Origin of the sequence: Duganella callida (assembly GCF_004614165.1) — a bacterium.
GTDB lineage: Bacteria > Pseudomonadota > Gammaproteobacteria > Burkholderiales > Burkholderiaceae_D > Rugamonas > Rugamonas callida.
Genome location: NZ_SPVG01000051.1, coordinates 1 through 13,698 on the forward strand (window position 1 = coordinate 1; position 13,698 = coordinate 13,698).

The following is a 13,698-nucleotide window of genomic DNA, read 5'->3' on the forward strand; positions in this document are numbered from 1 at the left end:
GATCATGGATGACGGTGCTCACGCAGTCCAGACGGCGCTGGGGACACGCTTACCGCGCACCGTAGACAGATAGCAGGTGTAGATTACATCCGTGGTGTAGATGATCGCACGTACTTCCGTTGGATAGGGACTGCACGCTGGTAGTAGATAACTCCGCCTCGGGAGTATGAATTGGGAAGTGTCACTTGGAGAACACCGACTGTCGTTTTCAAGGTAGATTACCACACTTTCTACCACAACAATCTGCGGATTTTCCACTTAAGCCCTTGATTTAAAAGGACTTAAGTGAGTTATCCTGGTGCGCTTGCCGGAATCGAATTCTTCATACGGCCTTTAGGTATAAGGCGAGTTTCCTAAAAGTATCGAAATCTACCGACTAACGTACCGACAAAATGTAAATTGGAAACAGTAGGATTCCGCCATAATCTGCAACTGCTTAATTACTCGGCACCTAAAGCTTGTTTTGCTTGCTCAATAAGCTGATCCGGCCCAGAAAGGTGCACTGAAAGATTGTCCAAATCGCTGCCTTGAAGCTCAACATGCAGCCTTTCCCCATTTAGCTCCGAGGGAACATTCTTCAGCTGATCTTGCACATGCACGCGAATTTGTTCGAGAACAGCCCGTTCCAGTTCGTCACGAATATTATCTTCCGTAAGCGGACGTCCGTTGATAGTCATTTTTATGTCGATCACAGCATAGCCCCTAACAATACATCATCCCTGGATTTGAACTCTCGGAGTGATACGGTCTTTAATTTCTTGGTAAAGCGGAATATCGATTCCCTCTGCCACTTCTAAGGAGACACAGATAGCAAACGGTACGTTTTCCAATAGCTTACCGGCATCCGCTTTGCAATTCACTTTGCATACAAACCGCTCACCATCGACAAATGCTAGAGCTCGATCACCCTCTAGTATTTCATGCTGCAAGGTTCCCCTTTGAACTTGCCTCCAATCCACCTCTTTGCGGACGGCATCAAAACGATCTGCAGGTGGCGAAATCCAAAGTTTCGCCCCTCGATAAGCTTGATGCATCGCATTTGTTGGCGTCAGCCAAGCCAAGGTAATGGTAAGCCGCTTCCATAAAACCTTTGCTGCAAGGCTTGGAGGTAGCGGAGCACTAAAAGAAAGTGCTTTCCCATCTTTAAGTTCGCCCACACCAATCATAGTTGCGCGCTGCTGAGTACAAGATAGCACACGGGTCATATCTACCGCGCCATAACCGAACCAGCGGCCAGCAAGCTTTCTCTGATCATCTCGATCAACTACATCTGGGCACGAAGCTGTGAGATGGCCCAATAAATCCCCCCAGCTTGCTCCATGCGCCATCATTGCTTTCAGCAGCACTGCATCATAGGCGGGTGTAAGCTTATTGGAGTTCTCAGCTCTAATAGATTCAATCGTCTCAAAAGCTAAGGCCGCACTTCTCGCTGCCAACGCGGCGGCATTGCTCGTTCCCCTAGAATACTTAGTCGCACTGGCTAAGCCGCTAGGCGGGCAGGCGACTTTGTGACCAGGTGCCACAGAGTTGCGCCAAAGCGGAGCAACCAAAGTTGTTTCAGGTGGGCCCACAATGCTTTCCGAAAACAAAATTCGCCCACCCGAGAATAGCAAATCAGGCTTGACCGCTCGACGAAAACCATTCCCAATCCTCGAATATGGTGACAGCGCACCGCCAGGCAGAAGGTCATACCGGCGCGGCACAGTTGGGAAATCTGCTACGTCTGAGTGAATAGCTCCAATTGAGAGTCCGTTTATAGACTCTGCAGGAGACAAGATCGTCTTGTCTTCATCTGAATTAAAAACGGCGCGCAATGCGTATGCCTGCCGCTGCTCAACTGTCAACTCAGGAAGCGACTCGCGCGCGGTCTGTAGCGTAAAACTAGAGGCATTATTACCCACACTAATGATGAACAATACTCGATATTTAAAAGACAGCCAATCAAGCAGCCTCGCCCAAGGCGACAGTTGCCGGTCGAATGGCCGCTCCGAGTCACCAAGCGACAAATTAATGATTCGCACCGTAGGCGCGACGGCTGGTTGATCACCATCTCCTTCAAATATCCGTCGTATCGCCCGATGCATTAAATCGACAAGCAAAACGTTATCTGGAGTCACTTCTGCCCGAGGTGAATTAGGGTCGTTTTGGTCGGGGCGCAAGACGGGTCGAACATATAGCGGGCGCGGACTCGGAACACTTCCAGCACTGAGATCACCATGCACGATCAATGAGGCCATCGCTGTACCATGCATTCGGTCTTGCACAGAGTAAGCACCTTCCCAACCGTCAGGGTCATCGATAATTAAGCGCCCCGCGAGCATCGGATGGTTTTGAACAGGAAACCCGTCTAGCAGAGCAACAACCGGGCTCTCTTCAACCTGATGATGCGCCTCAACAGCCCCCAAGATCTCACGTTCATCCTCATCAGACGGTGCTGCGGATTGTCCACGCGGTCGAAAAGACATCACCCGCTCCGAGAAGGCAAGCTCGGGAGGTCGCTCTTCAAGCAGTTGCGATAGGGCCGCTACCGGTAGCTCAACAAGCACACCGTGATAGCAAATTTCAGAGATCAATGCCCTACTTAAAATCCGGCCGTTTAGCGCTGTAACCAGTCTGGAGACTTCACGATAGGCCTGTTCATTCTTCGATAAAACTGAGGAATGCCAAATGTCTATCTCAAAGCGGACCGGGTCAATACCTGCCTGAATGCGCTCTTGCCAGTATTGAATGACATCACTGCCGATACGATCACGTACACTCCAGAATCGTATATCCTTTAGAAGTGCAAAGACGTCCTTCCAAGGGGCATAACCACGTTCAAGCTGTACTGTAGGATTCGCTTGATATCTGTTCCAAAGGGAGATGATCTGAGACAGTGCCTGTTGATTTGATCCGACCAAGAAGAGGCGACCGTTAAGCAATTTGTCGCCGTTATTCCTGTCAAAGAAATCATCATCAGGTTCAATATCCTCTGCCGACTCCAGCAGCCATTCGAGCCCGGCAACTTTCTTGACCGCTTTGACAAAAGAATCAACCGGCCCAGCCGTCTCAAAGACAATTACCAGTTCAGGATCTACTCCTGGCGCCCCCTGCTGCAGCTGAAGCCTTCTGGCTTCAAACGCGCGCTGCAGGGTCTCGAGCTTAGGACCGATTCGAGCCCTTTGTCGCCCGATTTGTGGTCGTTGAGTTGTGGGAACGGCAGACTGTAGGCCATCTCGATCAACTGACGTCGCCGTAGGAAAAAAAAGGATTGGATATTGATTGTCGGCCATTGCTCCCATGCACCCTTTTAGTTATTGGAATCGGTCACCTTTGAATTCGCGCGCTGCGACCATTGCCGGAGTCTGTCATTCACAATCAACTTCATATCGGCGTTTGGCAGAGCTAGAACATATCTACGGCTCACATCATCAGAAAACTGTTCGATATCAGAAAAGCTCGAAACGTTAAGCTTTTTTGCAAGAGCTTTGGGGGTATGTCCTAACGAAAGCCCCATCTTTTCTTGCAAACGCTGAAACCAAGCCTCCTTCTGCGCTAAAGATGGAGGCGGAACAGAAAGGCGCACTTGGAACCGGCGCCACACCGCCCGATCCAGCAACTCGGCATGGTTGGTAGCAGTTACAACAACCACATGACTCGGTAAAGAATCAATCTGGAGCAACAGCGAACTAACAACTCGCTTTATCTCTCCGGTTTCATGAGTATCGCCACGCTCTTTACCAAGAGTATCGAATTCGTCGAAAAAAAGCACGCATTCGTGCGTTCGAACAAAATCAAACAACCGTTTAAGCCTCCCGCTGGTTTCACCAAGGAAACTTCCAATGACTGCTTCATACCGAACTACAAGCAGGGGCATCATCAGTTCAGCAGCCAATGCCTCTGCGATGGAAGTCTTCCCATTACCAGGCGGTCCCGAGAGCAAGACTCGATGGCGCGGCTCTAGACCATAAGAACGCAACAAATCACGCCGATGCTGTTCCTCAATGACCTCGTTTAAGGTATTCCGAATCTCATCTTCTAGCAGTAAGGAGTCGAAGGTTCGTTGAGGATTGATTTCATACAGCAGCCCCCCATGCCCTCCGTCGAAGGCACGAACAACTTCGGGCGTCCGCTTTCCGGTAGACAGCTTCAAGTTTGCTTCCAGTTTGTCCGCAAGCTGATGATGCCGTTTGGCTCGCTCTTCTGCCGCCAAAGCTTCGACTGTAGACCGGAAAAGGCCTTGATCACCTTGGCTACCGGCCTTTACAAGATTAACTATTAGATCTGCACGTGGCATATTTTCCTCTCCATAATAGAAGTCTAACAGGTCACATTGGTCGGGTGTCCAATTACCGATAGATCGGATGAAGGTACGCCACTACCTGCGCGAACAGCGCCACTTTAATCAAAGTGACTGCTTACCGCCCAAGATAGACCGCTGTAATTTGTTCTCGACCATGCCCCATTTCCTCGGACAGCAACAGGCGTGCTGACAAATCCCGCTGGCGCTGCTCTGGGCTAAGTTGCGATGAACGAAGTCCGCCACGCGCAGGACTATGCCAACCGGTGAGCCGAAGATAACGCTCCTGAGCATATTTGTGGCGCAGGCCATGAACGCCGTGGATCCCCGCCTTGTCGCATTGAGCACGGAAGCGCTGCAGTTGGTCGCGGTAGCGCATGTTCGGTGGAATTAAGCTTCCACCTGCAGCCAAGCGTCTGGCCTCGTTGAGGACTTCCCGCTGCTCCGGTGTACGGACAGCGATCTCACGGTACTTCCCACCTTTGGTCCAACTGTCCTTGAGCTTTAATCTGTCGCCACCGTCGGCCCATGCAGGGACAATCTTAATGCTTTCCTCGCGCCGCAAGCCGAACACTGATTGAAGGCGCAGCGACATAGCCGTGTAGGCATCTGTGATCTTCGCCAGGTGCGCATCATCGAGCGTCTTGGCCTTGGAGATGTTGGTGATGAAAGTGCGCTTGTCGATACAGTAGGCGGCGTTGTCGCGGGCGATGATGTTGTCCTTGCCGATCTTCTGCGCCCACCAGCGCATCGCGCTCATGCGGTTCTTCATCGTGCCGGCGCTGACGGCATCGGACTTCCACTGCCCTATCAGCGCCTCCACATGCTTGGGGCGCAGGCTGTCCGCATTCATGTGGCGGTATCCGAGATCGTGCAGCTGGTTGGCGATGTGCGACAGGATGCGGGCACGGTCGGATTGCGTGGCGTAGCTGCCGTCGCGGTTGCGGTCGCAGAGCTGCTTGAGTTGATAGTTCAAATCGCGCATGCTGTCCTCCGTTAGCGCTTTGGTGTAATCGAGTCAGGTAAGTGTTTCTGGCCACCGCGCTTGCCGCAGCAAGGACGGTATCGAAAGGCCTCGGGACACCACTCCCGTGTATGCGGTTGTTCACTGCTTGCCCGCGCCGCATGCGCGTGTGGCGCCGCGATCGGCTCCTCAGGGAAGCGCGATCGCGGTGGGACCAGTTACCCAGGGTCCATGGGGTGTGCCTCGCACACGTTGTCGGCCCACGAGGGGCAAGGTTGGCAAGCAGCGTTCAGCTGCGCTGATAGCGGTAGGTCCGCTTTCACTGGCCGGCGTCACTGAGAAATCAGCGGCGGAGCCCATATAGCGCTTGGCTGCTGGCGCGTCGTCACTGGCAGCAGGCCGCCAGTAACGACGCGCGGTTTGCGCCGCGGACTAGGGCGGCGTATCGACATGCACGCGGCTGCAGATCGCCGCGTGAGGTGGTGACAGTGCGTGAAGGCGCACGATGTGACGCGCATCGTCCTCAGGGGAAGGATGCGCAATAGGATGCAGCCAGTCCTGGCTGATCGCGGGTTCGCTCACAGGCGAGTCCAATCTAGATGTACTGACTAAGGGCGCGTGACGAGCGCTACGCCTGGCGCGATGCCAAGATGCGCGAAGGGCGATCCTTCGCGTCGAAAAGCATATTGTCCTCCACCTGGCATCGCTCCGGCATCACCGATACAAAATTCTCGCCGATTTATTTGTCGAACGCTGATGGAGAATGGACCGCGATAAACGCCCCGATTTCGGTTGGCGCTTGCACGGACAACGGTGCATCGTATCGTACAGAGACCACCACCACTGGAGGACAACATGAGAACCTACGACAGTCTCCCCGAAACCATTCGTTTGATTCGATTGAAGGAAGTATTGCGGATATGCGGAATGTCCCGAAGCACCCTTTACAACAACATCAAGGAGCGTCAGTTCCCCGAGCCGATCAGGATTTCAGCGCGGTCCGTGGCCTGGCTTCAAAGCGAGGTGCAGGAATGGGTCGAACTCAAGGTCAAGCTGCGCACCGTGAAGCGACGTCAATCGCCCCAGCTGCGGTGATCATCTGTACTAGCTCAGACATTACCTGACACGAACTGTCAGATGAGTTAGAGTTCTGAAGCGCCGCTAACGGCCAGAAACGGTCTTTTCCGGTGGCTCAAGAGCTGCACGACTCGACGCATCAGCCTAACGACCACTATTAAAATATGACTTTTCTTTGCCAAGCATGTGAAAGCCTCCCGTCGTTAATAGAAGAACGGGACGACGACCCAAAAGAACCATATCTGGTCTGCCAAGAATGTCACGGACGTTTGATAAGCCGGGCGCTTCGTCCAAGCGAGTGGTTCAACCTTGCGAAGAGACACGGATGGGCAAAGTTTCTGCTACACGACGATTTCTACGACGATGACGGGGAAGCTACTCAACCAGAAGAGGACGTCGAAGACGCTGAGTTTCACCCCGCCCCTACACTCAACCAGGTCGAGACGGCACCTTCTACGCTTCTCGATTACTCGGTGACTCGCTGGAAACTTAACGAGGACGTCTTGGCGGCGTGGAGAAGGCTGCCCCAGGAAAGCGTACTGTCGTGTATTGCCGAGCGCTTTGACCGCACTATGAATCCGTCGGTCAGAGCGGTCACTTTGGAAGTGGCTGCGCTCCTTCGCGCGCAAGGGGGCGCATTTGTGCGGCACGCATGGAAGTCTTACCCAGACTGCGGTTCCTTCTGGTCACTTGCAGCGGCCACAGCAGCTTGTCTCCCCGAGGACGAAGGATTTCCGTTGGTGGCAATGGCACTCGAGAAGCTACCAGAGAAAATGCGGAGGCAGCAGTTCGGAGCCTTGGCGCACTTCCGGTCAACAAAAAGCCTCGACTGGATTGAGACCCATGCAAGTGAGCCAACTGGTGACGCTTGGGGTTATCTTGCCGCTGCGTCCAAATTCAATTGGCCCAAGGGCGAAGAGTGGCTGAAGGCCGGTCGCCCCCTTAGTCTGATTGCGGTTGACGCACTTCTGGCCATCGCCAATCCACGGACGCCGTTCTTGCGGCGGATAGGTGCCGTTCTTGAAAATCAGCCTAGCGAGCAGGCCCTTCGCTACGCCCTTGAGGCTTTGATGAAAGCCGACCCAGCTCCGAGGGTGATACAGCGGGCCAGCGCGCTACTCGAGTACGTGCCCGCGCTTGTCCGTTCCTCTTGACCCAAGTGTACGTACTCGATCAAGTCTGAGCTAGTGCAGATCATGGCCATCACGCAGTCTGTCCAGGTAGTCGGCCCAGCGCTGCATCATCTCGCGCCGGGCCGGCAAATGCTTGGTGCGGTTGTACGCGCGTCCGTTCGGGTCTTTGACGGCATGCGCCAGCTGGTGCTCGATCAAGTCGACACGCTCCCCTAGCACTTCATCCAGCATCGTGCGGGCCATCGCGCGGAAGCCGTGGCCTGTCATTTCCTCTTTGCTGTAGCCAAGGCCACGCAGCGCCGCATTGACCGTGTTCTCGCTCATGCACTCACGCGGCGTGCGCAGGCTTGGGAAGACGTAGCGGCCATCTCCCGTTACCGGATATAGCTTGCGTAAGATGGCCACAGCCTGTCGCGCCAACGGGACGACGTGCTCGACATGCATTTTCATTCTCACGGCCGGGATGCGCCACTCTGCCCCATCTAGATCGATTTCCGCCCATTCTGCGGCCCGCAATTCCCCCGGACGTACAAACAGCAGCGGAGCCAGTTTTAAGGCCGCCTTGGCCACCGGATAGCCCTCGTAACCGTGGATCGCCCGCATCAGTGCAGCTACGTCCTTCGGCTCCGTCAGCGCCGCGTGATGGGAACGTGGGATCACCGCCAGCGCGCCGCGCAGATCCGCTGTCACATCCCGCTGCACCAGATCGAGGGCGACGGCGTATCGAAAAATCTGCCCGCACATTTGCTTGATGCGATGCGCAGAGTCATAGGCTTCGCGGGCCTCCACTTTCTGCGCCACGGCCAATACGTCCCGTGGCTTGATCGCGGAGATCGGCCGCTTGCCGATATGAGGGAACACATCATGCTGCAGCCAGGCCATCACCTTGTCCTGGGTGCTGGCGGAGCGCATCTTGGCCTGCATCGCCAGCCACTTGAGGGCGACGGATTCAAAGGTGTGACTGGCGGCGATCAGTTTCGCCTCACGCTCCTCGCGCCTGGCCTCCGCCGGATCGATGCCATCGGCCAGCAGCACGCGGGCGTCGTCGCGCCGCTTGCGCGCCTTGGCGAGGGCGACCTCGGGATAGGTGCCCAGCGCCATCGTCTTGCGCTTGTTGAGATATCGGTAGTCCAACCGCCAGTACTTGCCCTGCGGTTTGACGTGAATGTAGAGTCCGCCGCCGTCGTAATGTTTGTCCCCGCTCGGCTTGCTTGCCTTGGCGAATCGAACAAAGGTGTCCGTGAGTGACATGGCAGCCCTCCCCTGTCGGTATACAAAATCGAGCTCAGCACCGAGATACCGTCAAATGTGTCGGTATACGTCCTTGATTTTATGTTAACTCCTCGGATTTTCAAGGACAACAAAAAACCCGCTTCTCCTAGGGAGGAAGCGGGTTTTGAGACTTCTTGGTACTTCTTACTGCTGAGTTCTGGTGCCGCTTGCCGGAATCGAACTGGCGACCTTTTCATTACGAATGAACTGCTCTACCGACTGAGCTAAAGCGGCGACGACCCGCATTCTAGCAAACAACCCTCACCGCACGCTAGTCCTAAAACCATTAATTTCAGTTCACTGTGCAAAAATAGCATTGCTTTTTGCGGATCTCAAGCTTCTCACCCCTCCAGGTGATAGCCCGTGACCACCGCCACCTCGTCGCGCGAGCCCAGGAATACCGGCACGCGCTGGTGCAGTTTCTCCGGCTGGATGTCGAGGATGCGCTGCTTGCCGTCGGTGGCCGCGCCGCCGGCCTGTTCGACGATGAAGGCCATCGGATTGGCCTCGTACATCAGGCGCAGCTTGCCCGGCTTGGAGGTGTCGCGCAGGTCGGCCGGGTACATGAAGATGCCGCCGCGGTTGAGGATGCGGTGCACGTCCGCCACCATCGAGGCGATCCAGCGCATGTTGAAGTTCTCGCCGCGCGGGCCGGTGTCGCCAGCCAGCAGTTCGCTGATGTAGCGCTGCACCGGCGGATGCCAGTGGCGCTGGTTGGACATGTTGATGGCGAATTCCCTGGTCTTGGCCGGGATCTGCATGTCGCGCTGGGTGAGCACCCACGAGCCCATCTCGCGGTCCAGGGTGAAGCAGTTGACGCCGTTGCCGGTGGTGAGCACCAGCATGGTCTGCGGGCCGTACACCGCATAGCCGGCCGCGACCTGCTTGGCGCCGGCCTGCATGAAGTCGGCTTCAGTCGGCTGGGTCATGCCTTCCGGCGCTTTCAGCACGGAGAAGATGGTGCCGATCGAGACGTTGACATCGATGTTGGACGAGCCGTCCAGCGGATCGAACAGCAGCATGTATTCGCCCATCGGGTAGCGGTTGGGGATCGGGTGGATCGATTCCATTTCTTCCGACGCCATGGCGGCCAGGTGGCCGCCCCACTCGTTCGCTTCCAGCAGGATTTCGTTGGAGATGATGTCCAGTTTCTTCTGCACTTCGCCCTGGATGTTTTCGGTCTCTGCCGTGCCCAGCACTTCGCCCAGCGCGCCTTTGCCCACCGAGTGGCTGATGGTCTTGCAGGCGCGCGCCACCACTTCGATCAACAGCCGCAGCGATGCCGGGATGTTGTTGTGCTGGCGTTGTTCTTCCACCAGGTATTGCGTAAGGCTGACTCGTTTCATGTGTACCCTTGGTTGATTGTAATTAGTTGGCCAGTGCCTTGGTGACGACTTCCGCCACGTCGTTGGACAGCTTGTGCGCGGCGACCTGCTCCAGCGCCTGTTTCATTTTCGCCTGCAGCGCCGGCGCGTAGCGGCGCCAGCGGTCCATGGCGCGCGCCAGCCGCGCCGCCACCTGCGGGTTGATGGCGTCGAGCTTGATCACGAACTCGGCCCAGAAGGCATAGGCGCTGCCGTCGGCCGCGTGGAATCGCGCGGGGTTGGCGTTGGTGAAGTTGAAGATCAGGCTGCGCGCGCGGTTCGGGTTCTTCAGGTTGAAGGCCGGATGCTCCATCAGCTTGCGCACGGCCGCCACGTCCGAGGTTGGGGCCGAGGCCTGCATGGCGAACCATTTGTCGATCACCAGCGCTTCGTGTTCGAAATCGGCGTAGAACGATTTCAGGTACGGTCCGGCGTCGGCGCCGCTGTGGATCATGGCCACCAGCGCGGCCGAGCGGTCGGTCATGTTGGAGGCATTGTCAAACTGCTGTTGCGCGAGTTTCAGTTCGTCGGCGCCGGGCGCCACCATCAGATACGACAGGCACAGGTTTTTCAGCGCGCGCTTGCCGGCCGAGGCGGCGTCCGGGCTGTATTCGCCCGGGGTCTGGTTGGCCTGGTATTGCGCCAGCAGTTCCTGCTTCAGCGCCGCGCCGATGGTGCGGCGCATGAACTGGCGCGCCTTGTGGATCGCTTGCGGATCGACCACGTCCATCTGTTCGGCGATGATGGTTTCCGACGGCAGGATCAGCGCCAGCTCGCGGAAGGCCGGGTCCAGCGTGGCATCGGTCAGCACCGCGCGCATGGCGTTGATGAAGGTGTGGTCCAGTTTGAGGTTGGCGTCGCCGTGGGCCGCCACTTGCGCGGTCAGCTTGAGCAGGCGTTCCATCGCCAGGCGCTGGCCGGCTTCCCAGCGGTTGACCGGGTCGCTGTCGTGGTTGAACAGGTGCAGCAGTTCGTCGTCGGTGTAATCGTATTCGAGGATCACCGGCGCCGAGAAGTCGCGCAGAATCGACGGGATCGGCCGCTCGTCGACGTTGCGGAAGCGGAAGATCTGCTCCTGCCCGGTCAGTTCCAGCACCACCGTGGTGGCGCCCTTGGCGTGCTTGCCGTGTTCCAGGTGCAGCGGCAGGTCGCGGCCGTCGGCGCCCAGCAGGCCGACCGCCACCGGGATGTGGAACGGCTGCTGCTCGGCCTGGCCGCGCTGCGACAGGATGATGTCGAAGTTGCGCTTGACGGCGTCGTAGCGGGTGCGCGCGGTCACCACCGGCGTGCCGGCCTGGGAGTACCAGCGCTCGAACTGGCTCAGGTCGCGCCGGTTGGCGTCGGCCATGGCGGCGCGGAAGTCGTCGCAGGTGACGGCCTGGCCGTCGTGGCGTTCGAAGTACAGGTCCATGCCCTTGCGGAAGCCGTCGCGGCCCAGCAGGGTCTGGTACATGCGCACCACCTCGGCGCCCTTCTCGTACACGGTGACGGTGTAGAAGTTGTTGATCTCGACGAAGGAGTCGGGCCGCACCGGGTGCGACATCGGGCCGGCGTCTTCCGGGAACTGCGCCTGGCGCAAGGTGCGCACCTGGTCGATGCGGGTGACGGCGCGGCCAGTGTCGGTGCCGATCATGTCGGCGCTGAACTCCTGGTCGCGGAACACGGTCAGGCCCTCCTTCAGCGACAGCTGGAACCAGTCGCGGCAGGTGACGCGGTTGCCGGTCCAGTTGTGGAAGTATTCATGGCCGACCACCGCTTCGATGCCGGCGTAATCGACGTCGGTGGCGGTGCGCGGGTTGGCCAGCACGAACTTGGTGTTGAAGATGTTCAGGCCCTTGTTTTCCATCGCGCCCATGTTGAAGTCGCCGACGGCAACGATCATGAAGCGGTCCAGGTCGAGTTCCAGACCCCAGCGTTCCTCATCCCAGCGGATCGAGTTCTTCAGCGACTGCATGGCGTAGTCGGTCTTGTCGAGGTTGCCCTCTTCCACCCACACCTGCAGCAGCACGTCGCGGCCGTCGGCCAGCTTGAACCGTTCTTCCTGACACACGAGTTTGGCCGCGACCAGCGCGAACAGATAGGATGGCTTCTTGAACGGGTCTTCCCACTTGGCGTAATGGCGGCCGTCGTCGAGGTCGCCCTGTTCGATCAGGTTGCCGTTGCCGAGCAGGACAGGATACTGTTGCTTGTCGGCGCGCAGCATCACGGTGTACTTGGCCATCACGTCCGGACGGTCGGGGAAATAGGTGATGCGGCGGAAGCCCTCGGCCTCGCACTGGGTGTAGAAATTGCCGTTGGAGACGTACAGGCCGGACAGCGCGGTATTCTCGGCCGGCGCGCACAGCGTTTCGATTTCCAGCACCGCCTCGGCCGGCGCGCTGCGGATGGTCAGCGTCGACTCGTTGAGCTGGTAGTCGCCCGCTTCCAGCGTTTGGCCGTTCAGGCGCAGCTGGACCAGTTCGATTTCCTCGCCGTACAGCACGATGTCGTGGCTGGCGGCGTCGGGATTCCGGCGCAGGGTGATGCGGTTGGCGACCACGGTGCGCGCCGGGGCCAGGTCGAAGCCGAGTTCTACGGTCTCAACCAGAAAGGCTGGCGGGGTGTAATCTTGGCGGAAGATCGTCGTTGGGCTGCTGTCTGTGCGCATGGGAGACTCTGGGGGACGTGAGCAAAAGCTTATTTTACCAATACCGGGGCTGGCGGACGCGCGAATCGCCCCCACCTGCGGACGGAGGGCCGGCTTACCGACTTGTAAAGTTGCTGCTTTCCACAATGCGGTAACATTCTGTAATATTCAAGCAAGGGCCAGACGAGCGTCATACACTTAGTTCTGGAAAACACCGTCTTACCTGAAGGGGCAACATCATGAAATCTCTCGCCATCGTGGCGACGGCCGCTGTCATGCTGCTGAGCGGCTGTGCCACCACCATCCACAGCAACGTCACCGCGTTCAACAACTGGACGGCCGACATCCAGGACAAGTCCTATGCCTTCGAAGCGCCCCAGGGTGCGGACGATACCCTGGAATACCGCAATTACCAGACCCTGGTCGCGGGCGAGCTGAACAAGTTGGGCTTCCACCAGACCGCTGACGGCCAGCAACCGAAATTACTCGTCGGCATGAAATTCTTCACCATCGACCATCCGGTGCGGGTGATTCAGGCGGAAGACCCGTTCTGGGGACCGTACTGGGGACCGGGCTATGGCCGCTATGGCTGGGGCTATTCGCGCTGGGGCTACCGTCCGTTCTTCTACGACCCGTACCGTTTCGGGCCGATGTACGTGGAGGAGCGTGTCAAACACCAATACCAGCGTCAGCTGCGCGTGACCATCAACGGCACCGACGGCCGCAAGCTGTATGACGTCACGGTGCAAAACACCAGCGGCGTGCAGGCGACGCCGCACGTGATGCCGGCGCTGGTGCAGAGCGCCTTCGCCGGCTTCCCGGGCCAGAACGGGGTGCCGCGCAACATCGACATCACCATCGAGCCGAAGACCGAGACCATGCAAGCCGCCAACCCGGCCGCCAAAGCCAACTAAACTCCGGGGTCAACTCCGGGGTCAGGTCTTTCATTGCGTCACGAGCCCAGCCGTAGCGTACGCTACGGC

At 57.7% G+C, this 13,698-nt stretch carries 9 protein-coding genes and 1 tRNA gene; 2 read left to right on the top strand and 8 right to left on the bottom strand.

Translation table 11 applies throughout. The features are described 5' to 3' along the window. Window positions 1-440: 440 nt before the first annotated feature. From E4L98_RS05485 to E4L98_RS05500, 4 genes are all read right to left on the bottom strand, one after another. On the bottom strand, window positions 441-692 hold the full coding sequence (locus E4L98_RS05485) for a hypothetical protein (protein WP_135200563.1): 252 nt from the start codon (window positions 690-692) through the stop codon (window positions 441-443). 21 nt (window positions 693-713) lie between these two features. Beyond that, window positions 714-3,272 (bottom strand): S8 family peptidase, encoded by a 2,559-nt coding sequence (locus E4L98_RS05490; RefSeq protein WP_167761281.1) that lies wholly within the window; start codon window positions 3,270-3,272, stop codon window positions 714-716. Between the two features lie 17 nt (window positions 3,273-3,289). Then, the gene (locus tag E4L98_RS05495; RefSeq protein ID WP_135200565.1) at window positions 3,290-4,276 is read right to left on the bottom strand and encodes an AAA family ATPase; all 987 of its coding nucleotides are present in this window, start codon (window positions 4,274-4,276) and stop codon (window positions 3,290-3,292) included. Window positions 4,277-4,397: 121 nt separating this feature from the next. Next, window positions 4,398-5,264: a phage integrase N-terminal domain-containing protein gene (locus tag E4L98_RS05500; RefSeq protein WP_135200566.1), complete on the bottom strand. Its 867-nt coding sequence runs from the start codon at window positions 5,262-5,264 to the stop codon at window positions 4,398-4,400. Between the two features lie 834 nt (window positions 5,265-6,098). Between E4L98_RS05500 and E4L98_RS05505 the strand changes: the two genes are divergently transcribed. Continuing rightward, window positions 6,099-6,338 carry a helix-turn-helix transcriptional regulator gene (locus tag E4L98_RS05505; protein ID WP_135200567.1) on the top strand — a complete coding sequence of 80 codons (240 nt, stop codon included), beginning with the start codon at window positions 6,099-6,101 and terminating at the stop codon, window positions 6,336-6,338. Window positions 6,339-7,504: 1,166 nt separating this feature from the next. Here E4L98_RS05505 and E4L98_RS05510 read toward each other — a convergent pair. The 4 genes from E4L98_RS05510 to pepN all read right to left on the bottom strand — a co-directional run bounded on the left by E4L98_RS05510 (window position 7,505) and on the right by pepN (window position 12,736). Beyond that, window positions 7,505-8,704 carry a tyrosine-type recombinase/integrase gene (locus E4L98_RS05510; RefSeq protein ID WP_135200568.1) on the bottom strand — a complete coding sequence of 400 codons (1,200 nt, stop codon included), beginning with the start codon at window positions 8,702-8,704 and terminating at the stop codon, window positions 7,505-7,507. A gap of 179 nt (window positions 8,705-8,883) precedes the next feature. Next, window positions 8,884-8,959 (bottom strand) — tRNA-Thr (locus tag E4L98_RS05515). A 107-nt stretch (window positions 8,960-9,066) separates the two neighbouring features. After that, complete coding sequence (locus tag E4L98_RS05520; protein ID WP_135200569.1) at window positions 9,067-10,071, bottom strand: class 1 fructose-bisphosphatase; 1,005 nt, start codon at window positions 10,069-10,071, stop codon at window positions 9,067-9,069. Between the two features lie 22 nt (window positions 10,072-10,093). Beyond that, window positions 10,094-12,736, bottom strand: coding sequence for an aminopeptidase N (pepN, locus tag E4L98_RS05525; RefSeq protein WP_135200570.1), 2,643 nt, complete (start codon window positions 12,734-12,736; stop codon window positions 10,094-10,096). Window positions 12,737-12,954: 218 nt separating this feature from the next. Between pepN and E4L98_RS05530 the strand changes: the two genes are divergently transcribed. After that, the gene (locus E4L98_RS05530) at window positions 12,955-13,629 is read left to right on the top strand and encodes a DUF4136 domain-containing protein (RefSeq protein WP_135200571.1); all 675 of its coding nucleotides are present in this window, start codon (window positions 12,955-12,957) and stop codon (window positions 13,627-13,629) included. Window positions 13,630-13,698 lie beyond the last annotated feature (69 nt).